The 24,433-nt window shown below is 70.0% G+C and carries 22 protein-coding genes and 1 pseudogene; 3 read left to right on the forward strand and 20 right to left on the reverse strand.

What is annotated here, in order from left to right; all coding sequences use genetic code 11:
• The first annotated feature begins 62 nt into the window (after positions 1-62).
• Positions 63-1,253 (forward strand): sensor histidine kinase, encoded by a 1,191-nt coding sequence (locus tag OG295_RS10515; RefSeq protein WP_371676638.1) that lies wholly within the window; start codon positions 63-65, stop codon positions 1,251-1,253.
• A gap of 44 nt (positions 1,254-1,297) precedes the next feature.
• Here OG295_RS10515 and OG295_RS10520 read toward each other — a convergent pair.
• Positions 1,298-2,506: pseudogene (locus OG295_RS10520) on the reverse strand (RNA-guided endonuclease InsQ/TnpB family protein); the annotation flags it as partial.
• Between the two features lie 143 nt (positions 2,507-2,649).
• On the opposite strand from OG295_RS10520, the gene OG295_RS10525 reads away from it, so the two are divergent.
• The gene (locus OG295_RS10525) at positions 2,650-3,321 is read left to right on the forward strand and encodes a response regulator (RefSeq protein WP_371676639.1); all 672 of its coding nucleotides are present in this window, start codon (positions 2,650-2,652) and stop codon (positions 3,319-3,321) included.
• Between the two features lie 126 nt (positions 3,322-3,447).
• The gene (locus OG295_RS10530; protein WP_371676640.1) at positions 3,448-5,355 is read left to right on the forward strand and encodes a glycosyl hydrolase family 18 protein; all 1,908 of its coding nucleotides are present in this window, start codon (positions 3,448-3,450) and stop codon (positions 5,353-5,355) included.
• 72 nt (positions 5,356-5,427) lie between these two features.
• On the opposite strand, the gene OG295_RS10535 is transcribed toward OG295_RS10530, so the two are convergent.
• The 19 genes from OG295_RS10535 to rho form a co-directional block, all read right to left on the reverse strand.
• Positions 5,428-5,874 carry a DUF2550 domain-containing protein gene (locus tag OG295_RS10535; protein WP_266842335.1) on the reverse strand — a complete coding sequence of 149 codons (447 nt, stop codon included), beginning with the start codon at positions 5,872-5,874 and terminating at the stop codon, positions 5,428-5,430.
• Between the two features lie 130 nt (positions 5,875-6,004).
• The gene (locus OG295_RS10540) at positions 6,005-6,379 is read right to left on the reverse strand and encodes a F0F1 ATP synthase subunit epsilon (protein ID WP_008738187.1); all 375 of its coding nucleotides are present in this window, start codon (positions 6,377-6,379) and stop codon (positions 6,005-6,007) included.
• A 138-nt stretch (positions 6,380-6,517) separates the two neighbouring features.
• The gene (gene atpD / locus OG295_RS10545) at positions 6,518-7,960 is read right to left on the reverse strand and encodes a F0F1 ATP synthase subunit beta (RefSeq protein WP_371676641.1); all 1,443 of its coding nucleotides are present in this window, start codon (positions 7,958-7,960) and stop codon (positions 6,518-6,520) included.
• Positions 7,960-8,877 carry a F0F1 ATP synthase subunit gamma gene (locus OG295_RS10550; RefSeq protein WP_371676642.1) on the reverse strand — a complete coding sequence of 306 codons (918 nt, stop codon included), beginning with the start codon at positions 8,875-8,877 and terminating at the stop codon, positions 7,960-7,962. Before OG295_RS10550 ends, atpD begins: the two co-directional genes overlap by 1 nt.
• Before the next feature lie 20 nt (positions 8,878-8,897).
• Positions 8,898-10,493 carry a F0F1 ATP synthase subunit alpha gene (gene atpA, locus OG295_RS10555; RefSeq protein WP_030857153.1) on the reverse strand — a complete coding sequence of 532 codons (1,596 nt, stop codon included), beginning with the start codon at positions 10,491-10,493 and terminating at the stop codon, positions 8,898-8,900.
• 129 nt (positions 10,494-10,622) lie between these two features.
• Positions 10,623-11,438 (reverse strand): F0F1 ATP synthase subunit delta, encoded by an 816-nt coding sequence (locus OG295_RS10560; protein WP_371676643.1) that lies wholly within the window; start codon positions 11,436-11,438, stop codon positions 10,623-10,625.
• Complete coding sequence (locus OG295_RS10565; RefSeq protein WP_371676644.1) at positions 11,435-11,974, reverse strand: F0F1 ATP synthase subunit B; 540 nt, start codon at positions 11,972-11,974, stop codon at positions 11,435-11,437. Before OG295_RS10565 ends, OG295_RS10560 begins: the two co-directional genes overlap by 4 nt.
• A gap of 43 nt (positions 11,975-12,017) precedes the next feature.
• Positions 12,018-12,251: an ATP synthase F0 subunit C gene (gene atpE, locus OG295_RS10570; RefSeq protein WP_079429787.1), complete on the reverse strand. Its 234-nt coding sequence runs from the start codon at positions 12,249-12,251 to the stop codon at positions 12,018-12,020.
• Positions 12,252-12,330: 79 nt separating this feature from the next.
• A complete protein-coding gene (atpB, locus tag OG295_RS10575; protein ID WP_371681159.1) occupies positions 12,331-13,170 on the reverse strand; it encodes a F0F1 ATP synthase subunit A in 840 nt (279 codons plus the stop codon).
• A 210-nt stretch (positions 13,171-13,380) separates the two neighbouring features.
• Positions 13,381-13,818, reverse strand: coding sequence for a hypothetical protein (locus OG295_RS10580; RefSeq protein WP_371676645.1), 438 nt, complete (start codon positions 13,816-13,818; stop codon positions 13,381-13,383).
• Between the two features lie 274 nt (positions 13,819-14,092).
• Positions 14,093-15,427: an MraY family glycosyltransferase gene (locus tag OG295_RS10585; RefSeq protein WP_199922206.1), complete on the reverse strand. Its 1,335-nt coding sequence runs from the start codon at positions 15,425-15,427 to the stop codon at positions 14,093-14,095.
• Between the two features lie 103 nt (positions 15,428-15,530).
• Positions 15,531-16,763, reverse strand: coding sequence for a serine hydroxymethyltransferase (gene glyA / locus OG295_RS10590; RefSeq protein ID WP_371676646.1), 1,233 nt, complete (start codon positions 16,761-16,763; stop codon positions 15,531-15,533).
• 182 nt (positions 16,764-16,945) lie between these two features.
• Positions 16,946-17,608, reverse strand: coding sequence for a protein-tyrosine-phosphatase (locus OG295_RS10595; protein ID WP_371676647.1), 663 nt, complete (start codon positions 17,606-17,608; stop codon positions 16,946-16,948).
• Positions 17,605-18,252 (reverse strand): L-threonylcarbamoyladenylate synthase, encoded by a 648-nt coding sequence (locus tag OG295_RS10600; RefSeq protein WP_371676648.1) that lies wholly within the window; start codon positions 18,250-18,252, stop codon positions 17,605-17,607. Before OG295_RS10600 ends, OG295_RS10595 begins: the two co-directional genes overlap by 4 nt.
• A 52-nt stretch (positions 18,253-18,304) precedes the next feature.
• Positions 18,305-19,150 carry a peptide chain release factor N(5)-glutamine methyltransferase gene (gene prmC / locus OG295_RS10605; RefSeq protein ID WP_030235773.1) on the reverse strand — a complete coding sequence of 282 codons (846 nt, stop codon included), beginning with the start codon at positions 19,148-19,150 and terminating at the stop codon, positions 18,305-18,307.
• A gap of 63 nt (positions 19,151-19,213) precedes the next feature.
• Complete coding sequence (gene prfA / locus OG295_RS10610) at positions 19,214-20,293, reverse strand: peptide chain release factor 1 (RefSeq protein WP_371676649.1); 1,080 nt, start codon at positions 20,291-20,293, stop codon at positions 19,214-19,216.
• A gap of 118 nt (positions 20,294-20,411) precedes the next feature.
• Entirely contained in the window at positions 20,412-20,630 is a 219-nt protein-coding gene (gene rpmE, locus OG295_RS10615) for a 50S ribosomal protein L31 (RefSeq protein ID WP_267032631.1), read from the reverse strand.
• A gap of 172 nt (positions 20,631-20,802) precedes the next feature.
• Complete coding sequence (locus tag OG295_RS10620) at positions 20,803-21,903, reverse strand: LCP family protein (protein ID WP_371676650.1); 1,101 nt, start codon at positions 21,901-21,903, stop codon at positions 20,803-20,805.
• A 312-nt stretch (positions 21,904-22,215) separates the two neighbouring features.
• On the reverse strand, positions 22,216-24,351 hold the full coding sequence (gene rho / locus OG295_RS10625) for a transcription termination factor Rho (RefSeq protein WP_371676651.1): 2,136 nt from the start codon (positions 24,349-24,351) through the stop codon (positions 22,216-22,218).
• Between the last annotated feature and the right edge of the window lie 82 nt (positions 24,352-24,433).

The following is a 24,433-nucleotide window of genomic DNA, read 5'->3' on the forward strand; positions in this document are numbered from 1 at the left end:
TGTAGCGGCCCCTCCGCCCCCGCGGCGAGGCGGCGGCGCCGCCCGCCCTGTTGGATGGGACCGTGCTCCCCAAGATCCCTCCCCCGCACCGCGACGACGTCCTGCTCGCGGTCGCCAGCGTCCTGACCGGCCTGCTGCTCTGGTCGCTCGGGGTCCACAGCACGGGCCACCACGACTTCCTGCCCGCCTGGGCGGCGCTGGTCCCGCTGCTGGTGCTCGGCTCCCTGGAACTGGTGCGCCGCACCCTGCCGAACCTCACCCTCTGCGTCGGCACGATCGGCGTGATCGCGGACCGGTTCACCGTGGGCAGCCTGGCCACCGTCGTGATCTTCACCGACCTGATGTACGCGGCCGTGGTCTACGGCAAGCCCGCCATGGCCCGCCGGCTGCCGGTCAGCACCGGCCTGATCACCGTCGTCGTCACCGTCGCCGCCGTCGCCTGGCTGCGCACCCCGCAGGCCCTGCTGATCGGCGTCATGACCGGCATCGTCAGCTTCGCCCCCGCGCTGACGGGCGCCACCCTGCGCAACCACCGGGAGGCCGCCGAGGCCGCCCGGCTGCGCGCCGAGCAGACGGCACTGCTGGCCGAGGCGGACCGTGCGCAGGCGGTGGCGGGCGAGCGGGCCCGGATGGCCCGGGAGCTGCACGACATGGTGGCCAACCACCTCTCGGCGATCGCCATCCACTCGACGGCCGCGCTGTCCATCGACTCCCCCGCCACGAGCCGGGAGGCCCTCGGAGTGATCCGCGAGAACAGCGTCCAGGGACTGGCCGAAATGCGCCGCCTGATCGGTCTGCTGCGCGATGCGGGCGCCGGGCAGGAGGCGGTGGCCGTGCCCTCGCTGGACGGACTGGACGCACTGGTCGGGCAGGCCCGCACCAACGGGGCGGCGAGCGGGCTGGACTTCGTGCTCGACGACGCCCGGAGGGACGGGCCCGCGCCGCCGGTCCCGGTGGAGCTGGCGGCGTACCGGATCGTGCAGGAGTCGCTGACCAACGCCCTCAAGCACGCGGCCCCCGGCACGGTTGCGGTCCGGGTGGCCCACGAGGACGGCGGGATGCTGCTGACGGTGGGCGTGGACTCCCCCTACGGAGACCGGTCCGGCCCCCGCGCCCCCGGCTCCGGGGCGGGGCTGATCGGCATGCGCGAGCGGACGGAACTGCTCGGCGGCACGTTCACGGCGGGCCCGGCCGGGTCCGTCTGGCGGGTGCGGGCGGAACTGCCCGCCGAGGAGAAGGCGGTACGGGATTGACTCCTCCCCCTCGTGAACGACGGGGATTCCTGGCTCACTTCGCCTGGCCCCTGGCAGGGGGCAGGTCTTACAAGATCAGCACCAGCCGGGTTGAGACCGGCCCGGACGAGCATCACGCGGGCGGAGTCCTTGTCCCTGGAGGACACCGCTCCACACGCGGTGCACGTATACGTTCTCTCGGAGAGGGGGAGTGCGTGCTTGGCTCTCGCTCCGCACTGTGCGCAGTCCATGGTGGTGTGCGCGGGGTGGACAAGGTGCACGGTCCGGCCGTGCTCGCGGGCCATCTCGACCAGCGCCGCCTTGACGGCGCCGATCGCGGCGGCGGCCGCCTTGCGGGCCATGGTCGTCTTCGCGAGGAACCGCGGCCGGAAGTCCTCCACGGCGAGGTGGTCGAAGTCCCTGACGACGGCTTTGGCCCACTTGCGGCCGGTGTCCTGCCGCTGCCGGGCGAACTTCTTCGACACCTTCGCCGCAGCCTTGCGGGCCTTCCTGTATCCGTTGGTGTCGGGCCGGTGCTTCGGCGTCTTCCGGCGGGCCATCATCCGCGGGTAGCGGGCCAGCTTCACGGCGGATGCCTTGCCGTGCCCGGCGGGCGGCAGGTCGTGATCGTCGGAGGTCGTGGTGGCGGTCTCCTTCACACCCCAGTCAATACCGATCACGGCCCCGGTCGGGGGAAGCGGCCGGGGTTCGGTGGCGACGACGAACGAGGCGTACCAGTGGCCGAGGCCGTCCCGGTAGACGCGCACGCTCGACGGGGCTGCGGGGAGGTCCCTGGACCACACCACACGCAGCACGATCCCGCCGGCCAGGTGCAGGCGGCCGTCCCGCAGGCGGAAACCGCGCCGGGTGTAGTTCAGCGACGGCGCCGCCCCCCGCTTCCGTTTGACGCGGGGCATCCCGGCCCGCCGGCGCATCGGCAGCTTCGCCTTGATGTCCCCCAGCGCCTTCGCACGCGACTTCGCGAAGTCCCGGATGACCTGCTGCTGCGGCACCGAGCTGCCCTCGCGCAGCCATGCCATGCCCTGCCGGGCCCCGGTCAGCATCCTGTCCAACTGGGCCGGACCACACGTGATCTTCTCGCCGGCGGTTCTGTTCAGGCCATGGACCTTGCGGGACACCGCCACACACTCGTTCCACACCCACCGGCACCGCGCCCACTCGCCTTACAGGCGAGCCAGGGCCGTCGACGACACGCGCAGACGGTACGTGTACCGGGCATGCCCGGCCCCGTCGGCTGCCGCTGCGATCGTCACGATCCGAACCTAACAGCCCCCACTGACAACGTAAGAGAGCACAGGTCAGAACAGATGCGCAGAGAACTCTGCCGCTACGCGGCTCCGAGCCAAGGACTCATTCCTCCCCGCCCAAAAGGGCGGAGCCTCCCGGGAGAAATCAGGTGAGCATCAGGGTCGTGGTGGCCGAGGACCAGAGCGCGGTACGGGCCGGCCTCGTGCTGATCCTGCGCAGCGCCGGGGACGTCGAGGTGGTGGGCGAGGCGGCCGACGGCGAGGAGGCGGTGCGCCTGGCCCGCGAGCTGCGGCCGGACCTCGTCCTCATGGACGTGCAGATGCCGCGTCTGGACGGAGTTTCGGCCACCCGTCAGGTGGTCGCGGAGGGGCTGGCCGACGTCCTCGTCCTGACCACCTTCGACCTGGACGAGTACGTCTTCGGGGCGCTGCGCGCCGGGGCCTGCGGCTTCCTGCTGAAGGACGCGGACGCGGCGGAGCTGATCACGGCGGTGCGGACGGTGGCGCGCGGCGAGGGGCTGATCGCCCCGGCGGTGACCCGCCGCCTGATCGCCGAGTTCGCGACGCCGCAGCCGGTACGGAGCTCCGTGGGCCCGGAGACGGCGGCGGCGGTGGAGTCGTTGACGCGGCGCGAGCGGGAGGTGCTCGGCACACTGGGCGCGGGGCTGTCGAACGCGGAGATCGCCGTCCGGCTGGACATGGCGGAGGCGACTGCGAAGACGCACGTCAGCCGCCTCCTGAGCAAACTGGGCCTGCGCAGCCGGGCCCAAGCAGCCGTAATCGCACGGGAGTTGGGGATCCACCCCGACGCCGGGGGGTGAGGTCTGGACCTCTTGACGCTTGGTCCAGACCTTTCTACGCTCACCGCAACACTGTGGTGAGCGTGCCATGTCAAAGGCCCCGGCCCACGACACCGCGTGCTCACGGGCGGCGCAGGTCCCACCCCCATGCAGCAGTCGGCCCCGCGACTGCTACGGACCTACGGAGGAGCACCCTTGAGCACAGCACCCCCACGACGCATCCGCCTGTTCCGGAGGCTGGCCGCCACGGCGGCCGCCCTCGCCCTGCCCGTCGCCGGCCTCGTCGGCCTGGCCGGCCCCGCGCAGGCCGCCGCCTCCGCGACCGCCACCTTCACCAAGGTCTCCGACTGGGGCTCCGGCTTCGAGGGCAAGTGGACGGTGAAGAACACCGGCACCACCACGCTCAGCAGCTGGACCGTGGAGTGGGACTACCCCGCCGGCACCTCGGTCACCTCCGCCTGGGACGCCACCGTCACCGGCTCCGGCACCCACTGGACGGCCAGGAACGTCGGCTGGAACGGCACCCTCGCCCCCGGCGCCACCGCCAGCTTCGGCTTCAACGGGGCGGGCCCCGGAGCCCCCTCCGGCTGCAAGGTCAACGGCGGCTCCTGCGAGGGCGGCACCACCCCCACCGACACCCCGCCCTCGGCCCCCGGCACCCCCGTCGCCACGGGAGTCACCGAGACCGCGCTGACCCTGTCCTGGCCGGCCGCCACCGACGACAAGGGCGTCAAGAACTACGACGTCTACCGGGGCGGCACCAAGCTCACCACCGTCACCGGAACCACCTTCGCCGACAGCGGCCTGACCAAGGGCACCACGTACAGCTACACGGTCACCGCCCGTGACACCGCCGACCAGACCGGCCCCTCCTCCGGCGCCCTCTCCGTCACCACCCCGGGCGGCGGCGGCACGGACCCGGGCCCCGACCCCGACCCGGGCGCCAGGGTGAAGCTCGGCTACTTCACCGACTGGGGCGTCTACCAGCGCAACTACCACGTGAAGAACCTGGTCACCTCCGGCACGGCGGCCAAGATCACCCACATCAACTACGCCTTCGGCAACGTCCAGAACGGCAAGTGCACCATCGGTGACTCCTACGCCGACTACGACAAGGCCTACACCGCCGACCAGAGCGTCGACGGCGTCGCCGACACCTGGGACCAGCCCCTGCGCGGCAACTTCAACCAGCTGCGCAAGCTGAAGGCCAAGTACCCGAACATCAAGGTCATCTACTCCTTCGGCGGCTGGACCTGGTCCGGCGGCTTCGGCCAGGCCGCCCAGAACCCGGCCGCCTTCGCCCAGTCCTGCCACGACCTGGTCGAGGACCCCCGCTGGGCGGACGTCTTCGACGGGATCGACATCGACTGGGAGTACCCGAACGCCTGCGGGCTGTCCTGCGACACCAGCGGCGCCGCCTCCTTCAAGAACCTGATGTCGGCCCTGCGCGCCAGGTTCGGCGGGTCCGGCCTGGTCACCGCCGCGATCTCCGCCGACGGCTCCAACGGCGGCAAGCTCGACCTCGCCGACTACGGCGGCGCCGCCCCGTACGTCGACTTCTACAACGTCATGACGTACGACTTCTTCGGGGCCTGGGACGCCAAGGGCCCGACCGCCCCGCACTCCCCGCTGACCTCCTACGCCGGCATCCCGATCGCCGGCTTCAACTCCGAGGCCGCCATCACCAAGCTCAAGGGCAAGGGCGTCCCCGGCACCAAGCTCAACCTGGGCATCGGCTTCTACGGCCGCGGCTGGACCGGCGTCACCCAGGACGCCCCCGGCGGCACCGCCACCGGACCCGCGCCCGGCACCTACGAGCAGGGCATCGAGGACTACAAGGTCCTCAAGAGCAGCTGCCCCGCCACCGGCGCCGTCGCCGGCACCGCCTACGCCAAGTGCGGAAGCAACTGGTGGAGCTACGACACCCCCGCCACCATCGCCGGGAAGATGTCCTGGGCCAAGCAGCAGGGCCTCAAGGGCGCCTTCTTCTGGGAGTTCAGCGGCGACACCGCGAACGGCGAGCTCGCCAGCGCCGTCCACACCGGCCTGAAGTAGCCGCGGCCCCCGGGACACGACGAAGCCGGGGGGACGGGTCCGCCCCCGTCCCCCCGGCTTCTTCCGCGTGTCCTACGCGACGTTCACCCTCTGGCCGGGAGGCGCCGCCTCCAGCCAGGCCAGGAACCCGGTCAGCGCGTCCTCGCTCATCGCCAGCTCCAGGCGCGTCCCCCGGTGGGAACAGCCGAGCACGATCGCGTCGGACAGCAGCGCCAGCTCCTCCTCGCCCTCGGGCGCCCGGCGGGCGAGCACCTCGATCGAGGAACGCTCCAGCAGCCGGCGCGGACGCGGGGAGTACGAGAACACCCGGAACCACTCGATCCGGTCACCGCTGTAGCGGGCGACCCCGTAGACCCAGCCCTTGCCGGAGACGTCGGGCTCCTCGGCCATGCCCCAGCGCAGGCTGCAGTCGAAGGTGCCGCCGGAACGCTGGATGAGTCTGCGGCGCAGGCCGAAGACAAACAGCCCGATCACCACCAGGGCTACGACCAGGCCGCTCACAAGCAGAGCGAGGAGCATCTTCACCGACCTCCTCGCTCATCGAAATCCCGCAAAACACAAAACGGATCCGCATCGCCTCAGCCGCGACCCGGTCTGGAAAATTCCAGCACGGACCGCGGCTGAGGTCACAAACTCTTCGGTACGGAGCTCAGTGCCCCGTCACCGCGCGCAGCCGGACATCGGCGCGACGTTCGGCGGCCGCGTCGGCCTCCGACTTCGCGCGCTCCAGTGCCCGCTCCGCCCGCTGGACGTCGATCTCGTCCGCGAGCTCGGCGATCTCGGCCAGCAGGGACAGCTTGTTGTCCGCGAACGAGATGAATCCGCCGTGCACCGCGGCGACAACGGTGTTGCCCTCGCTGGTACGGATGGTCACCGGGCCCGATTCCAGCACACCGAGAAGCGGCTGGTGACCGGGCATGACGCCGATGTCGCCGGACGTGGTGCGGGCGACAACAAGGGTGGCCTCGCCGGACCAGACATTGCGGTCCGCCGCGACCAGCTCGACGTGCAGCTCAGCAGCCAAGGTGGCTCCTCGGGTCACCACCCGGCGGGTCAGCCGGGTGTTGGGTCAAATTCTAATGGGCGTGGGGAGAGGGACGGGACGTACCCCGCCCCTCTCCTTTTCGTTCTTCGAAGACTGCGTTCCGAGGAACGCGGCCGACTAGGAGACGCCCAGCTCCTTGGCGTTGGCCTTCAGGTCCTCGATGCCACCGCACAGGAAGAACGCCTGCTCGGGGAAGTGGTCGTAGTCACCGTCGCAGATCGCGTTGAACGCGGTGATCGACTCGTCGAGCGGAACGTCCGAACCGTCCACGCCGGTGAACTGCTTGGCGACGTGGGTGTTCTGCGACAGGAAGCGCTCGACACGACGGGCACGGTGGACAACGAGCTTGTCCTCCTCGCCCAGCTCGTCGATACCGAGGATCGCGATGATGTCCTGGAGGTCCTTGTACTTCTGCAGGATCCCCTTGACGCGCATCGCCGTGGCGTAGTGGTCCGCCGCGATGTACCGCGGGTCGAGGATGCGGGACGTCGAGTCCAGCGGGTCCACGGCCGGGTAGATGCCCTTCTCGGAGATCGGACGGGAGAGAACCGTCGTCGCGTCGAGGTGGGCGAAGGTGGTGGCCGGCGCCGGGTCGGTCAGGTCGTCCGCGGGGACGTAGATCGCCTGCATCGAGGTGATCGAGTGACCGCGGGTCGAGGTGATGCGCTCCTGCAGCAGACCCATCTCGTCAGCCAGGTTCGGCTGGTAACCCACGGCGGACGGCATGCGGCCCAGAAGGGTCGACACCTCCGAACCGGCCTGGGTGTAACGGAAGATGTTGTCGATGAAGAAGAGCACGTCCTGCTTCTGCACATCGCGGAAGTACTCCGCCATGGTCAGACCGGCCAGGGCGACGCGCAGACGGGTGCCCGGGGGCTCGTCCATCTGGCCGAAGACGAGCGCCGTCTTGTCGATGACGCCGGAGTCGGCCATTTCCTCGATGAGGTCGTTGCCCTCACGGGTACGCTCACCGACGCCCGCGAAGACCGACACACCGTCGTGGTTGTTGGCGACGCGGTAGATCATTTCCTGGATCAGAACGGTCTTGCCGACACCGGCACCACCGAACAGACCGATCTTTCCACCCTTGACGTACGGGGTGAGAAGGTCGATGACCTTGACGCCGGTCTCGAACATCTCGGTCTTCGACTCAAGCTCGTCGAAGCGGGGCGCCTTGCGGTGGATGGGCCAGCGCTCGGTGACCTCGGCGTTCGCCTCGGGGTAGTTCAGCACCTCGCCCAGGGTGTTGAAGACCTTGCCCTTGGTGAAGTCACCGACGGGGACGGTGATGCCCTCGCCCGTGTCGGTCACCGGGGCCTGGCGGACCAGACCGTCGGTCGGCTGCATCGAGATGGTGCGGACGAGGCCGTCACCCAGGTGCTGCGCGACCTCAAGGGTCAGGGTCTTCAGCGCGCCGTCCTCGGCCGGGTCGCTGACCTGGACCTTGAGGGCGTTGTAGATGTCGGGCATGGCGTCGACGGGGAACTCCACGTCGACGACCGGGCCGATGACCCGGGCGACGCGGCCCGTGGCGGCGGCCGTCTCAACAGTGGTCGTCATTACTTGTCACTCCCCGCGGTCGCGTCAGCCATGGCGCTCGCGCCACCGACGATCTCGCTGATTTCCTGGGTGATTTCGGCCTGGCGGGCCGCGTTGGCAAGCCGGGAGAGGCTCTTGATGAGGTCTCCGGCGTTATCGGTCGCCGCCTTCATCGCGCGGCGGCGGGCGGCGTGCTCGGAAGCGGCCGACTGCAGCAGTGCGTTGTAGATACGGCTTTCGACGTAGCGCGGCAGAAGGGCGTCGAGGACGTCCTCCGCCGACGGCTCGAACTCGAACAGCGGAAGGATCTCGCCCTTCGCGCCGTCCTCCTCCTGAGCCTCGTCGAGGCTGAGCGGCAGCATCCGGCCGTCGACCGGGTTCTGCGTCATCATCGACACGAATTCCGTGTAGACGATGTGCAGCTCGTCGACGCCACCCTCGGCCGTCTCCGTCTGGATGGCTTCGATCAGCGGCCCGGCGACGCGCTTGGCGTCGGCATAGGCCGGGCTGTCGGTGAAGCCGGTCCACGAGTCCGCGACCTTGCGCTCGCGGAAGCCGAAGTAGGCCAGACCCTTACGGCCGACGATGTAGGTGTCGACCTCCTTGCCCTCGCCGCGCAGCCGCTCGGTGAGCCGCTCCGCCTGCTTGATGGCGTTGGAGGAGTAGCCGCCGGCCAGACCGCGGTCGCTCGTGATGAGCACGATCGCGGCACGGGTCGGCTGCTCGACCTCGGTCGTCAGGGCGTGCTTGGTGTTCGAACCGGTCGCCACCGCGGTCACCGCACGGGTGAGCTCGGTCGCGTACGGCATCGACGCCGCCACCTTGCGCTGCGCCTTGACGATGCGCGAGGCGGCGATCATCTCCATCGCCTTGGTGATCTTCTTGGTCGCCGTGATGGCACGGATGCGACGCTTGTAGACCCGGAGCTGCGCTCCCATGAGTCAGGTCCCTTCCGTCGTCACTTGGAGACGTTGACGGCCGGTGCGTCCTCGCCCAGGAGCTTGCCGTCCGAGGTCTCGAACTGGCGCTTGAAGCCGGCGATGGCGTCCGCGATGGAGGACAGGGTGTCGTCCGACATCTTGCCGCCGTCCGCGATGGAGGTCAGGAGGTCCTTGCGCTCGCGGCGCAGGTGCTCCAGCAGCTCCGACTCGAAGCGACGGATGTCGTTGACCGGGACGTCGTCCATCTTGCCGGTGGTGCCGGCCCAGACGGAGACGACCTGCTCCTCGACGGGCATCGGCTGGTACTGGCCCTGCTTCAGCAGCTCGACCAGACGCTTGCCGCGCTCCAGCGAGGCCTTCGACGCGGCGTCCAGGTCGGAACCGAAGGCGGCGAACGCCTCCAGCTCGCGGTACTGGGCCAGGTCCAGGCGCAGACGGCCGGAAACCTGCTTCATCGCCTTGTGCTGGGCGGAGCCACCGACGCGGGAGACCGAGATACCGACGTTCAGCGCCGGGCGCTGGCCCGCGTTGAACAGGTCGGACTCCAGGAAGCACTGGCCGTCGGTGATGGAGATGACGTTGGTCGGGATGAACGCCGACACGTCGTTCGCCTTGGTCTCGACGATCGGCAGACCGGTCATCGAACCGGCACCCATGTCGTCGGACAGCTTCGCGCAGCGCTCCAGCAGACGGGAGTGCAGGTAGAAGACGTCACCCGGGTAGGCCTCGCGGCCCGGCGGGCGGCGCAGCAGCAGCGACACGGCGCGGTAGGCGTCGGCCTGCTTCGACAGGTCGTCGAAGATGATCAGGACGTGCTTGCCGGCGTACATCCAGTGCTGGCCGATGGCGGAGCCGGTGTACGGCGCCAGGTACTTGAAGCCGGCCGGGTCGGACGCCGGGGCGGCGACGATCGTCGTGTACTCCAGCGCGCCGGCGTCTTCCAGGGCGCCGCGAACGGACGCGATGGTCGAGCCCTTCTGGCCGATGGCGACGTAGATGCAGCGGACCTGCTTGTTCACGTCGCCCGAGCGCCAGTTGTCGCGCTGGTTGATGATCGTGTCGACGGCCAGAGCGGTCTTACCCGTCTGACGGTCACCAATGATCAGCTGACGCTGGCCGCGGCCGACGGGCACCATGGCGTCGATGGCCTTGTAGCCGGTCTGCATGGGCTCGTGGACCGACTTGCGGACCATGACGCCCGGAGCCTGCAGCTCCAGGGCGCGACGGCCTTCGGTCGCGATCTCGCCGAGGCCGTCGATCGGGTTGCCGAGCGGGTCGACGACGCGGCCGAGGTAGCCCTCGCCGACGCCGACGGAGAGCACCTCACCGGTGCGCTGCACCGGCTGGCCCTCCTCGATACCGCTGAACTCGCCGAGGACGACCGCACCGATCTCGCGCTCCTCGAGGTTGAGGGCGAGACCGAGGGTGCCGTCCTCGAACTTCAGCAGCTCGTTCGCCATGGCGGAGGGCAGGCCCTCCACCTTCGCGATGCCGTCGCCGGCAACGCTGACCGTTCCGACCTCCTCGCGCGAGGCCGCGTCCGGCTGGTACGACTGGACAAAGTTCTCCAGTGCGTCCCGGATCTCCTCCGGCCGGATCGTGAGCTCCGCCATCTGGGTTCCCTGCTCTCCTTGTTGGGCCTGAAGCTTCTTAGGGGTCTGGGGGTGACCCCCAGGAATCTTCTGCAAGTTCTGCACGGCCCAACCGGGCCGCTAGGAATGCGTTGTTCTATTGGTGGCTGGTCAGCCGGCCATGCGGCGGGTCGCCTCGGAGAGGCGGTCCGCGATGGTGCCGTCGATGACCTCGTCGCCGACTCGCACCGAGATCCCGCCGAGGACCTCGGGGTCCACGTCGAGGTTCAGGTGCATCTGGCGGCCGTACAGCTTGGCCAGCACCGCACCGAGACGCTGCTTCTGCACGTCGCTGAGCGGAACCGCGCTGGTCACGGTGGCGACCATGCGATCCCGGCGCTCGGCGGCGAGCTTGGAAAGGGACTCCAGTCCCGCTTCCAGGCTACGTCCACGCGGGTGCGTGACAAGACGGGTGACCAGGCGCTCGGTGACCGGGTTCGCCTTTCCGCCGAGCAGGCTGCGCAGCAGCTCGCTCTTGGCGGAGACGGTGGCCGCGCGGTCGGTCAGCGCGGAGCGCAGCTCGGTGTTCGAGACGACGATCCGGCCGAACCGGAAAACCTCGTCCTCGACGTTGTCGAGCGCGCCGCTCTGCTGGGCCGCGGTGAGGTCGGCGGTGGCCGCCAGCTCCTCCAGCGCGTCCACCAGGTCGCGGGACTGCGACCAGCGGGACCGTGCCATGCCGGACACCAGGTCGAGGGTCTCCCCGCCCACCTGGCCGGACAGCAGCCGGCCGACCAGCTCGGCCTTGGCTTCGCCGGACTGCGCCGGGTCCGTGATGACCCGACGCAGCGAGACCTCACGGTCGAGCAGCGCGGTGACGGCTGCCAGCTCACCGGCGAGCTTCGCCGCGTCGACGGACGTGTTGTCCGTCAGCGCGTCGAGACGCTCGCGCGCGGAGGCCAGCGCCTCGCGGCTCGCTCCGTTCATCGGGCCGCCTCGGCCTTCTCCTCAAGCTCGCTGAGGAAGCGGTCGATCGTGCGGCTCTGCCGGGCGTGGTCCTCAAGGGACTCGCCGACGAGCTTTCCGGCCAGGTCGGTGGCGAGCTTGCCCACGTCCTGACGCAGCGCCTGAGACGCGGCCTTGCGGTCCGCGGCGATCTGAGCGTGGCCGGCAGCGATGATCTCCTCACGCTGCCGCTGGCCCTCTGCGCGCAGTTCTTCCTTGAGCGCAGTGCCCTGCTCCAGCGCGTCCTGGCGCAGGCGCGCGGCCTCGTGCCGGGCTTCGGCGAGCTGGGCCTTGTACTGCTCCAGCACGCTCTGGGCCTCGGTCTGAGCGGCTTCCGCCTTCTCGATACCGCCCTCGATGGCCTCGCGGCGCTCGTCCAGAACCTTGTTGATGTTCGGGAGGAGCTTCTTCGCGAGGAAGCCGAAGACGATGACGAAGGCGATCAGACCGATGACGAGCTCGGGGATCGGCGGGTAGAGCGGATTTTCCGTCTCGGCCGCGAGAACCAGGAGGTTCACATCAGTGCCTTTCGTCTAATGGACTGTTCGTCGAGACCGAGGATCAGGAGGTCGGGTAGACGAACGGCATGACCAGACCGATCAGGGCGAGCGCCTCACAGAAGGCGAAGCCGAGGATCTGGTTGGCGCGGATCAGGCCGGCAGCCTCGGGCTGACGGGCGAGGGCCTGGGTGCCGTTACCGAAGATGATGCCGACGCCGACGCCGGGGCCGATGGCCGCGAGACCGTAACCAACGGAGCTGAGGGAGCCGGTGACGGCGGCAAGGGTCTGGGACATGCCAGTTCTTCCTTCTCTTTCACGGACCGGTGGGGGTTGGCCACCGGACGAATGGGGGCTGAGCGGGGGCGGGCCTGGCTCAGTGGTGCTCGGCGAGCGCGCCCTGGATGAAGCTGCAGGCCAGGAGGACGAAGACGTACGCCTGGACGGCCTGGATGAAGAGCTCGAAGGCGGTCATCACGATGACCATCACGAACGAGACACCCGCGTAGGCGATGCCGATGCCGTTCAGCAGGTACCAGCTGGCGATCGTGAAGAGCAGCAGCAGGGTGTGACCGGCGAACATGTTCGCGAACAGTCGGACCGCGTGGGTGAACGGGCGCACCAGGACGTTCGAGAAGAACTCGATGACCATGATGAGCGGCAGGACGCCGCCCAGGCTCTTGTCGTAGCCCGTCAGGTTCTTCAGGCCGCCGACGAAGCCGTGGCGCTTGAAGGTGACCGACATCCACACGCAGTAGACCAACAGGGCCAGGATCGCCGGGTACGCGATGATCGAGGTCACCGGGAACTGGGCCACGGGGACGATCGACCAGACGTTCAGGATCCAGACGAAGAAGAACAGCGAGACCATCAGGGGGACGTACTTCTCGCCCTCCTTCTTGCCCAGCGTCTCGTAGACGATGCCGCGGCGCACGAAGTCGTAGCCGGCCTCGGCGACCATCTGAAGCTTGCCGGGGACCATCTTCGGCTTGCCGAAGGCGGCCCAGAAGAAGCCCACGATGATGATCGAGCCCAGCAGGGCGAGCAGCATCGGCTTGTTGAAGTAAGCGCTGGTCAGGCCAGCTTCGCCCCACAGCGGCTCGAAGAGGAACGAGTGCAGGCCCGGGCCGGGGAAGCCACATCCGTCGAAGATGTGACAGTCGGTCTCGAAGGCGAGCACCTGAGTCGGGTCAGCACTCACCGCGGGCTCCTTCAGCGTGGCGCATAGGTACGGCAACCTCGTTGTGTCGGCGCGGCGCACAGCCGCGGTTCGGCACTGGACTGGTGTAACGGATGTGGGGGCGGCAGTCAGGCATCGAGCCTCGCGATGGAACAGGCGTCAGCTCAGATGCCCGCGCCCGCAGTGCCGCAGTTGGAACCGGACGATAGCAGGATCTCGAACGCGCCCTTATCCCGGCCCTACCCCTCACGACTTCGACCCCGGATTTTCGGGCTTTTCGGTCTTCGTCGAGTCGGGCTCGACGTAGAGGATCTTGGCTTTCATGTGAGCGCGCGTCTGTGCGCCGATCCACACGAGGGTGGTGGCCACAAGCGTGATCGCGAACGCCCGGGGGTTGAACAACGTCGTGTTCTTGAACACGGCGAGAAAGACGAAGAGCAACAGGATCTGGGTCGCGTAGAGCATGAGACCCATGGCCTGGAACAGGTGCGGAAGTGATTTCGCGGTGCGCTGCAGAACCACGAATCCGATGCCCATGAACAGAATCACGACCACGGTCGCCACGATGGCCCCGACGGCCCCCTTGCCGCCCACGACCAACGCGCTGATCACGGCGGCTACAGCACCGGCTACAGCTGTGGGTACGGCGGTTTGCAGGAGGGATCGGACGTCATCTGACCGCATGGCGGTTTGCTCCGCGTGGTGGTGGGGGCACGGGACTCGTACGGGACGAGCGTAAGCCCGGTCCGAGTGAGAGCCTCGGGCCAATGGACCGTCGCACTACGGTCCTTCGGCTCTGTCGCCGGGTTTAGTGAACGGTATCACAAACTATTTGATGAGAGCTTTACCTGTCCGGTGTGCTGACTGTCACACATGAGAGTGACCCTGCGCGTGTGTGCACGACACCTTAGCGGGTTGTCTGGTAAAGGGCGTTCATGTCGGACATGCACCCCGCCCGTCAGCGCGCGGAGCCGGCCTTCCGCCGGTCGGGGAAGCGCGAACGGGGGCCAATGGCGGTAGCGCCGTTGACGCCCGAGACTCCGGCCGCGATCGGCCGCGCCGGCTCCGGCTCCGTCCCCGCGTCCTCCCGTACGGCCGCCTCCGCCGCCCGCTCCGCGTGCCGGTAGCGCGGCGGCACCAGCGCCTCGGCCCAGCGCGGCGCCCGCGGGGTGAACCGCGGCAGCAGGAGCAGGACGAGACCCAGCCCGCTCAGCGCGGCGATGGCGAGCACGATCCACATCGAGGTGGAATGCACCGAATAGGCCACCGCACCGAATGCGATCAGGCCCGACCAGAAATACATGATGAGTACGGCACGGCTGTGGGAATGTCCGAGTTCCAGCAGCCGGTGGTGCAGGTGCCCGCGGTCCGCGGCGAAGGGCGACTGCCCCTTCCAGGTGCGCCGCACGATCGCCAGGACGAGGTCCGCGATGGGAATCGCGACGATGCTCAGCGGCAGCACCAGCGGAATGAAGGCGGGCAGCATCGCGTGCGTCGCGTTGCGCTCACCACCGGCGAAGAGCGCCATCGTGTCGGGGTCCACCTGACCGGTAATGGAAATGGTCGAGGCGGCCAGCACGAGGCCGATGAGCATCGAGCCGGAGTCGCCCATGAAGATGCGCGCGGGATGCATGTTGTGCGGCAGGAAGCCCAGGCACATGCCCATCAGGATCGCGGCGAAGAGCGTCGCCGGGGCGGCCGCCTCGATGCCGTAGCCGAACCAGATCCGGTAGCCGTAGAGGAAGAACGCCGCGGACGCGATGCAGACCATGCCGGCCGCGAGGCCGTCGAGGCCGTCCACGAAGTTCACGGCGTTGATCGTGATCACGACGAGCGCGACGGTCAGCAGGTTGCCCTGCCACTGGGTGAGGGCGACCGTCCCGATGCCCGGGACGGGAAGGAACAGGATGGTCAGGCCCTGCATCACCATCACGCCGGCCGCGATCATCTGCGCGCCCAGCTTGATCAGGGCGTCGAGCTCGAACTTGTCGTCCAGTACGCCGACGAGCCAGATCAGCGCCGCCCCGGAGAGCAGCGCGCGCGGCTCGTTCGACAGCTCGAAGACCCCGTTGAGGTTGCGCAGGTGGTCGGCGACCAGCAGGCCCGCGCACAGACCGCCGAACATCGCGATGCCGCCCAGCCGTGGCGTCGGCTCCCGGTGCACGTCGCGGGCGCGGATCTCCGGCATCGCCCCGACCGCGATCGCGAACTTCCGCACGGGCCCGGTCAGCAGGTAGGTCACCGCGACCGTGACGCAAAGCGTCAGCAGATATTCACGCACTGGCTGCCCCAGATGTATCGCCGGCCATCTCAGCCCCACACATTAGCCGCGATGTCTCCGGTCAAGAGGACGCGCGGGTACCCCTTCCTGGTTGCGGTACGCACCGCATGCCCCTTTAAACCCCGTACGGGGGAAATCCACCGGTCAGCTCGGCGACCTCCTTGCGGGTCTGCGCGGCCGCCCCACCGCGCAGCGCGGCCGTGAACAGCCCGGCGATCCGGACCATCTCCGGCTCCCCCATCCCCTGCGTGGTCACCGCGGCCGTGCCGAGACGGATCCCGCGCTGGTCCCCGTACGGCAGCGCACAGGTGTCCAGGACGATCCCGGCGGCCGCGAGCCGGCCGCGGGCCGTCGGCCCGTCGATCCCGAGCCGCGCCGGATCGGCGCTGATCAGGTGGGTGTCCGTGCCGCCGGTGGTGAGGGTGAAGCCACGGTCCTCCAGGGCCCGGGCCAGGGCGCGGGCATTGGCCACGACCCGGTGCGCGTACTGCGTGTAGGCCGGTCCGGCCGCCTCCCCGAAGGCCACCGCCTTCGCCGCGATGGTGTGCATCTGCGCGCCGCCCTGGGTGAAGGGGAACACCGCCCGGTCGACGCGCTCCGCGAACTCCGCTCCGCACAGGACCATCCCGCCCCGCGGGCCGCGCAGCACCTTGTGCGTGGTCGCGCACACCAGGTCCGCGTACGGGACGGGGCTCGGCGCGGCCCCGCCCGCGACCAGCCCGATCGGGTGCGCGGCGTCGGCGATGAGGTAGGCCCCCACCTCGTCGGCGATCTCCCGGAACGCCGAGTACTCGGGATGGCGGGGGTAGGAGATCGACCCGCACACGATGGCTTTCGGCCGGTGCGTACGGGCGAGCTCCTGCACCTGCGCGTAGTCGATGAGCCCGGTCGCGGCGTCGACCCCGTACCCGACGAAGTCGAACCAGCGGCCGGAGAAGTTCGCGGGCGAGCCGTGCGTGAGGTGCCCGCCGTACGCGAGCCCCATCGCCAGGACCGTGTCGCCCGGGCGCAGCAGGGCGGCGTACGCGGCGAGGACGGCCGAGGAGCCGGAATGCGGCTGTACGTTCGCGTGCTCGACCCCGAACAGCGCCTTGGCCCGTTCCACGGCCACCCGCTCGGCGAGGTCGGCGTACTCGCAGCCACCGTGGTGGCGGGCGCCCGGGTACCCCTCGGCGTACTTGTTGGCGAGGGCGGAGCCGAGGGCGGCGAGCACGGCGGGCGAGGTGAAGTTCTCGGCGGCGCTGAGCTGCAGGGTCTCGGCCTGGCGCTGCCGCTCCCCCGCGAGGACATCGGCCATCTGCGGATCCTGCTGCCGCAGCAGGTCCGTGGCCGGGGTGATGACGCTCATGGCGCGGCTCCAGGGGCGACCCGTCAGGTACCAGCCACGATAGCCCCGGCCCCCTCCGCGTGCCCGCCCGCGCCACGGCCGTCGGCGTGGCCCGTCGGCCGGGGGGCCGGTGTGGGGGCGGGGGCGGCCGTCAGGGCCGTGACCACGGGGTCCAGGGCCCGGTCGCGGCCCTCCTCGCCCGGTCAGCGCGGGGCGGTGACGCCCGTCAGCGCCGTGACCACGGGGTCCAGGGCCTGGTTGATCTCGTCGCCGATCGAGCGGAAGAAGGTGATCGGCGCCCCGTACGGGTCGTACACCTCGTCCGCGTCGGCGGAAGGCGCCAGCAGCCAGCCCCGCAGCGCGGCGGCGGCCCGCACCAGCGCACGGGCGCGCTCGGCCATGCCGTCGTCGAGCGGCGGCAGCGTCGCCGGGTCTATCGCCCGCACGAGCCGGGTGAACTCCTTCAGCGTGAAGGTCCGCAGCCCCGCCGAATGGCCCATCGAGATGACCTGCGCCCGGTGGTCCCGCGTGGCCGTCAGCACCAGGTCGGCGCGTATGACGTGCTCGTCCAGCAGCTCGCGCCCGGTGAAGCCGGAGGCGTCGGCGCCGAAGTCCGCGAGGACGGCGGCGGCGTTCGCCTCCATGGGAGCCCCTTCGTGGCCCCAGGTGCCCGCGCTCTCGACGATGAGGTCGCCGGCCACGAGACCGAGGGCGCTCAGCCGGTGCGTCAGGGCGTGCCGGGTCAGCCGCTCGGTGATGGGCGAGCGGCACACGTTGCCGGTGCTGACGTGGAGTATGCGGAAGGAGTCTCCCCCGGCCGCGGCCGGCAGGTGTCCCCTGGCTATGCCACGCCCCTCAGGGCTCACGGGGCCACCTCGAGGTCGGGTACGACCTCCCGCAGTTGTTCGGCGGTCAGCGCGCCGGCACGCAGCAGGACGGGAACCTTCCCGGTGACGTCGACGATCGACGACGGGAGGGTGTTGGGCGTCGGGCCGCCGTCCAGGTACACGGAGACGGAGTCGCCCAGCATGGCGCGGGCGGCGTCGCAGTCCTCGGGCGCCGGGTGCCCGGACAGGTTGGCGGACGAGACCGCCATCGGGCCGACCTCCGTCAGCAGCTCGATCGCGACGGGGTGCAGGGGCATGCGTACGGCGACGGTCCCGCGGGTCTCCCCCAGGTCCCAGGCCAGCGACGGCTGGTGCTTGGCGACGAGCGTCAGCCCGCCCGGCCAGAAGGCGTCGACGAGCTCCCAGGCCTGCTCGGAGAAGTCGGTGACGAGGCCGTGCAGGGTGTTCGGGGAGCCGATGAGCACGGGGGTGGGCATGTTGCGGCCCCGGCCCTTGGCGGCGAGCAGGTCGCCGACGGCCTCCTTGCTGAAGGCGTCCGCGCCGATCCCGTAGAGCGTGTCGGTCGGCAGCACGACGAGTTCGCCGCGGCGTACGGCGGATGCCGCTTCACGCAGACCGGTCTTGCGGTCCGTCGCGTCGTTGCAGTCGTATCGCCGGGCCATCAGCGGGCCTCCTCGTACAGCGGGGTGGTGGCGGGAAGGGGGATCGCGCCGGTCACGGCATCGCCTTGCGGGCGGTCGCGAAGCGCGGGCGGTTGTTCAGGTCGGGGTGGTCGGCGGAGTCCGCCCAGCCGCGCTCGTCGGCGAAGATCCACGGCACCTGCCCGCCCTGGGTGTCGGCGTGCTCGATGACGACGATGCCGCCGGGCCGCAGCAGCCGGTGCGCGGTGCGCTCGATCCCGCGGATGGTGTCGAGGCCGTCCTCACCGGAGAACAGCGCCATCTCGGGGTCGTGGTCGCGGGCCTCCGGAGCCACGTACTCCCACTCGGTGAGCGGGATGTACGGCGGGTTGGAGATCACCAGGTCGACCTGGCCGTCCAGCTCGGGCAGCGCGCTCAGCGCGTCGCCCTGGTGGACGGTGACCCGGGAGCCCTCGGCGTTCTTGCGGGTCCAGCGCAGGGCGTCCTCGGACAGCTCCACGGCGTGCACGCGCGAGCGCGGCACCTCCTGGGCCATGGCGAGGGCGATGGCGCCGGAGCCGGTGCACAGGTCCACGATCAGCGGCTCGACGACGTCCATCGCCCGGACGGCCTGTATGGCCCAGTCCACGACCGACTCGGTCTCGGGCCGGGGCACGAACACCCCGGGGCCGACCTGGAGCTCCAGGTAGCGGAAGAAGGCACGGCCGGTGATGTGCTGGAGCGGCTCGCGGGCCTCGCGGCGGGCGACGGCCTCCCAGTAGCGGGCGTCGAAGTCCGCGTCCTTGACGTGGTGCAGTTCCCCCCGCTTGACGCCGTGCACGAAGGCCGCGAGCTCCTCCGCGTCGAAACGCGGAGAGGGCACGCCGGCGGCGGCCAGCCGCTGGGTGGCCTGGGCCACCTCGGCAAGCAGCAAGTTCACGCTGGTCCTCCGGGCTGCTGTCGTACGGGGGGTGGTGCGGGGATCAGACGGGGTCGGGCCGGATCAGTGCGCGGCGGCGAGCTTGGCCGCGGAGTCCGTGTCGACGCAGGCCTGGATGACCGAGTCGAGGTCGCCGTCGAGCACCTGGTCCAAGTTGTACGCCTTGAAACCGGTCCGGTGGTCCGAGATCCGGTTTTCCGGGTAGTTGTACGTACGGATCTTCTCCGAGCGGTCCACGCTGCGCACCTGGCTGCGGCGCACGTCGGAGGCCTCCTGCTCGGCGGCCTCCTGGGCGGCGGCCAGCAGGCGCGAGCGCAGGATGCGCATGGCCTGCTCCTTGTTCTGGAGCTGGCTCTTCTCGTTCTGGCAGGAGGCGACCACACCGGTCGGGATGTGCGTGATGCGCACGGCCGAGTCGGTGGTGTTGACGGACTGGCCGCCGGGGCCGGAGGAGCGGTACACGTCGATGCGCAGGTCGTTCATGTTGATCTCGACCTCGACCTCCTCGGCCTCCGGGGTGACGAGCACGCCGGCGGCGGAGGTGTGGATGCGGCCCTGCGACTCGGTGGCCGGAACGCGCTGCACGCGGTGCACGCCGCCCTCGTACTTCAGACGGGCCCAGACGCCCTGGCCGGGCTCGGTCGCGCCGTTGCCGCCCTTGGTGCGGACGGAGACCTGGACGTCCTTGTAGCCGCCGAGCTCGGACTCGGTGGCGTCGATGATCTCGGTCTTCCAGCCCACGCGCTCGGCGTAGCGCAGGTACATGCGCAGCAGGTCGCCCGCGAACAGGGCGGACTCGTCGCCGCCGGCGCCGGCCTTGACCTCCAGGAGCACGTCCTTGTCGTCGCTGGGGTCGCGCGGGACGAGCAGCAGGCGGAGCTTCTCGGTGAGCTCTTCGCGCTGGGCGCTCAGTTCCTTGACCTCGGCGGCGAAGTCCGGATCGTCGGCCGCCAGCTCCTTGGCCGTCTCGATGTCCTCGGCCGACTGCTTCCACGCACGGAAGGTCGCGACGATCGGGGTCAGTTCCGCGTAGCGCTTGTTGAGCTTGCGCGCGTTGGCCTGATCCGAGTGGACCGAAGGGTCGGCGAGCTTCGTCTCCAGATCGGCGTGTTCGCCGACCAATTCCTCGACCGCTTCGAACATCGGGTGCTCCTGTGGTGAAAGTCAAAAATGGGCGGGTTCGGCTGAACGACGACAAAGGCGCCGGTCCGGCCGCCCCCGCGTAGTCAGGGGGCGGCCGGTGACCGGCGCCTGGGTCGCGCTACTTCTTGGCCGCACCCTTGCCGAAGCGGGCCTCGAAGCGGGCCACACGGCCACCGGTGTCGAGGATCTTCTGCTTGCCCGTGTAGAACGGGTGGCACTCGGAGCAGACCTCGGCACGGATGGTGCCCTCGGTCAGGGTGCTACGGGTGGTGAACGACGCGCCACAGGTGCAGCTGACCTGGGTCTCGACGTACTCGGGGTGAACTTCGCGCTTCAAGGTGTCTCCTAGATTCGGGAGGGCGCCGGGTCGCAGGAGCCGAATTGCGCACTGCGTGAACCGGGGCCGACAGACCAGTCTGCCAGGACCGGGCCGCCTGTCAAAATTCTGAGGACGCTCCCCTCAACGGGGAGGGCCGCGCTTCTATTCCGGCCGGGTCCGGCGGGATCCGTCAGCGGACGATGGAGCCGGCCGCGCTCTTGTCCCCGGTGGAGTTCTCGGTGGCGGCGGCGGGGATGGGCTGGTCGGCCAGCAGGGCGTCCCAGACCATCTTGGAGCCCTTGGGCAGGGCCACCACGCGGTCCTTGTCGAGCGGGTCCTGCCCGACCGGCAGGGTGATCATGTGCATGTTCTCGGCGCCGATGCCCTGGAGTCCCTGCGCGAAGCCCGCGAGGGACTTCACGTCGCCGAGTGCCTTGTCGGTGGTGATCGCCTTCGTCGCGGAGTCGGCGAGGCCGTAGAGCTTCTTCGGGCTGTCGAAGACGCCGACGCCCTTGACCTGCTTGATCAGCGCCTTGATGAAGGCCTGCTGGAGCTGTATTCGGCCCAGGTCACCGCCGTCGCCGACGCTCTTGCGCGTGCGGACGAGGCCGAGGGACTGCTCGCCGTTGAGCTTGTGGGAGCCGGCCGGCAGATCGAGGTGACTGCCGTGGTCCTTGATCGGCTTGGTGGTCGTGAGCTCGACCCCGCCGAGGTTGTCGATGATCTTCTTGAAGCCGGTGAAGTCGACCTCGATGTAGTGGTCCATGCGGATCCCCGACATCGTCTCGACCGTCTTGACCGCGCAGGCGGCCCCGCCGATGGTGAAGGCCTCGTTGAACTGCGCGCGCTTGCTGCCGGGGTCGGTCTTGCCCTTGCCGACGCCGCAAGCGGGTCTGGGGAGCATGGTGTCGCGCGGGATCGACACGACGCTGGCCTGCTTGTGGCCGTCGTAGAGGTGGACGATCATCGCGGTGTCCGAGCGGGCGGAGCCGCCGTCGTCAGCGCCGTATTCGCTGTTGGCCCCGTCACGGGAGTCGGAGCCGAGGACGAGGATGTCCATGGAGCCGTTGTCGACGTTGGGCGGGCGGTCCTTGCCGAGGGCCTGGTCGATGTCGACGGTCTTCAGGTTGCCGTTGAGCTTGAAGTAGAACCAGCCGAGGCCACCACCTCCGAGCAGGACGACACCCGCTGCGGTCCACGCGGCGATGGTGAGGGCGCGACGGCGCTGCGGGGGTTTCCGGCGGCGCCGGGTGACGGCGCGGCGGCCGCGGCCCTTGCTTTCCTCGCTCATGCTCTCCTCAGTCCTGCGTGCGTTGCCCGCTGTATCTCTCACTCAGACGGACGAGTGCGTTCCAGGGTTCCACGGCGCGCGGGGCGTACGGAACCCCGGGGGCGGCTCCCCCCGGCGGGGGTCGACGGTGCGTGACGCGGCGGACACCCGGGGTTCGGATCGAGAACGTACGAGCCCGCGGAGGGGTTCATTCCGGGGCACGAATGTGGCGAAGGTCGCACAGGCCCCGAAGGCGGAAACCGTGGGACGTGACGACACGAAGCCGCCCCCGCCGCGGGTGCGGCGGGGGCGGCTTCGGTGAGGCGGACCCGGTCAGTCGTCGTTCTTGCCGGCCGGGGTCGTCTTCGCGATCTGCATCAGGAACTCGGCGTTCGACTTCGTCTGCTTCATCTTGTCGAGAAGCAGCTCGATCGCCTGCTGCGAGTCGAGCGCGTGCAGCACCCGGCGCAGCTTCCAGACGATGGCGAGCTCCTCGCTGTTGAGGAGGATCTCCTCCTTGCGGGTGCCCGACGGGTCGACGTCGACGGCCGGGAAGATCCGCTTGTCGGCGAGCTTGCGGTCGAGCTTGAGCTCCATGTTGCCGGTGCCCTTGAACTCCTCGAAGATCACCTCGTCCATGCGCGAGCCGGTGTCGACGAGCGCGGTGGCCAGGATGGTCAGCGAACCGCCGTCCTCGATGTTGCGCGCCGCGCCGAAGAAGCGCTTCGGCGGGTACAGCGCGGTCGAGTCGACACCACCGGACAGGATGCGGCCGGAGGCGGGCGCCGCGAGGTTGTACGCGCGGCCCAGACGGGTGATGGAGTCCAGCAGGACGACCACGTCGTGACCCAGCTCGACGAGGCGCTTGGCGCGCTCGATGGCCAGCTCGGCGACGGTGGTGTGGTCCTCGGCCGGGCGGTCGAAGGTCGAGGAGATGACCTCGCCCTTGACCGACCGCTGCATGTCGGTGACCTCTTCCGGACGCTCGTCGACCAGGACGACCATCAGGTGGCACTCGGGGTTGTTGGTGGTGATCGCGTTGGCGATCGCCTGCATGATCATGGTCTTGCCGGTCTTCGGCGGGGCCACGATCAGGCCTCGCTGGCCCTTGCCGATCGGCGACACGAGGTCGATGATGCGGGTGGTCAGCACCCCCGGGTCGGTCTCCAGACGGAGCCGGTCCTGCGGGTAGAGCGGGGTCAGCTTCTGGAACTCCGGGCGGCCGCGGCCGGATTCGGGCGCCATGCCGTTGACGGAGTCCAGACGCACGAGCGCGTTGAACTTCTCGCGGCGCTCGCCGTCCTTGGGCTGACGGACCGCACCGGTGGTGTGGTCGCCCTTGCGCAGACCCGCCTTGCGGACCTGGGCGAGGGAGACGTACACGTCGTTCGGGCCGGGCAGGTAGCCCGAGGTCCGGATGAACGCGTAGTTGTCGAGGATGTCGAGGATGCCCGCGACGGGGATCAGCACGTCGTCGTCGGCGACCTGCGGCTCGTTCGGCGCGAACTCGTCGCGGCCGCGACGGCCACGGCGGTCGCGGTAGCGGCCGCGACGGCCACGGCGGCCGTCCTCACCGTCGAAGTCGTCCTGCGGGCCGTTGTCCTGACGGTCCTGACGACCCTGCTGGCCCTGGCCCCGGCCGCCCTGCTGCTGACGGTCGGCGCGGTCCTGCCGGCCGCCGCCCTGGCCCTGGCCCTGACCGCCCTGGCCCTGGCTCTGGCCGCCCTGGCCCTGACCGCCCTGGCCCTGGTCGTCGGCCTTGGCGCCGCGCTCGCGGCGGCTCTGCTGGCGCTCGCCCCGCTCGCCGCGCTCGGCACGGTCACCGCGCTCGCCGCGGTCACGGCGGTCACGGCGGGTACGGCCCTCGCCGGCCTCCTGCGCCTGGCCCTGGGCCGCGACGGTGGTCGCCGCCTCGGCCTGGGGCTCGGCCTGGACCGCCGGAGCGGCCTCGGTCTTCTGCTCGACCGCCACGACGGCGGGTGCCGAGGACTCCGGGCTGCCGGAGGGCGCGGTCGCCCGACGGCGGCGGCGCTCGCCGACCGGGGCTTCCTCTCCCCCGCGCTCGGCTTCGCTCGCGCGGGAGGGGCCCCCCGCGGGCTGACCCGGGATGTCGATCTGCGCCTGGACGGCGGGCTTCTCGGCGGCGGGCGCCGCGGCGGCGGCCTCGCCCGTACGGGCCTTGCTGGTGGCGCGGCGCTTCGGCTTGGCCTCGGCGGCGTCGGCGGCGGGAGCCGCGGCCTTGGGGGCGCTGCCGCCCTGCGCCTCCTTGATGACCTCGATCAGCTGGCTCTTGCGCATCCGCGCGGTGCCCCTGATCCCGAGGCCCGACGCGACCTGCTGCAGCTCGGCCAGGACCATGCCCTCAAGGCCGGTGCCGGAGCGGCGGCGCTTGGGTGCGGCGCCCGCGGCGGGGGCACTGGTGTCGACGTTGGTGTCGGCAGCGCCCATCAGATCGGTGGTGTCGCTCACGAAGGGTCCTTCCCTGGAGCGGACGTCGGCCTGTCTGGCTCGGCGACCGGTTGTGCTGTCCGACGACGGAGCATGACCTGAT

Source organism: Streptomyces sp. NBC_01276, from assembly GCF_041435355.1.
GTDB lineage: Bacteria > Actinomycetota > Actinomycetes > Streptomycetales > Streptomycetaceae > Streptomyces.

What these genes read in the sequence shown, in the direction of transcription:
- OG295_RS10530 (WP_371676640.1), top strand. Translation starts at nt 3,448, where the DNA reads ATGCAGCAGTCGGCCCCGCGACTGCTACGGACCTACGGAGGAGCACCC.
- OG295_RS10535 (WP_266842335.1), bottom strand. Translation starts at nt 5,874, where the DNA reads ATGCTCCTCGCTCTGCTTGTGAGCGGCCTGGTCGTAGCCCTGGTGGTG.
- atpD (WP_371676641.1), bottom strand. Translation starts at nt 7,960, where the DNA reads ATGACGACCACTGTTGAGACGGCCGCCGCCACGGGCCGCGTCGCCCGG.
- OG295_RS10550 (WP_371676642.1), bottom strand. Translation starts at nt 8,877, where the DNA reads ATGGGAGCGCAGCTCCGGGTCTACAAGCGTCGCATCCGTGCCATCACG.
- atpA (WP_030857153.1), bottom strand. Translation starts at nt 10,493, where the DNA reads ATGGCGGAGCTCACGATCCGGCCGGAGGAGATCCGGGACGCACTGGAG.
- OG295_RS10560 (WP_371676643.1), bottom strand. Translation starts at nt 11,438, where the DNA reads ATGAACGGAGCGAGCCGCGAGGCGCTGGCCTCCGCGCGCGAGCGTCTC.
- atpE (WP_079429787.1), bottom strand. Translation starts at nt 12,251, where the DNA reads ATGTCCCAGACCCTTGCCGCCGTCACCGGCTCCCTCAGCTCCGTTGGT.
- OG295_RS10580 (WP_371676645.1), bottom strand. Translation starts at nt 13,818, where the DNA reads ATGCGGTCAGATGACGTCCGATCCCTCCTGCAAACCGCCGTACCCACA.
- glyA (WP_371676646.1), bottom strand. Translation starts at nt 16,763, where the DNA reads ATGAGCGTCATCACCCCGGCCACGGACCTGCTGCGGCAGCAGGATCCG.
- OG295_RS10600 (WP_371676648.1), bottom strand. Translation starts at nt 18,252, where the DNA reads ATGGCCCGGCGATACGACTGCAACGACGCGACGGACCGCAAGACCGGT.
- prfA (WP_371676649.1), bottom strand. Translation starts at nt 20,293, where the DNA reads ATGTTCGAAGCGGTCGAGGAATTGGTCGGCGAACACGCCGATCTGGAG.
- OG295_RS10620 (WP_371676650.1), bottom strand. Translation starts at nt 21,903, where the DNA reads ATGAGCGAGGAAAGCAAGGGCCGCGGCCGCCGCGCCGTCACCCGGCGC.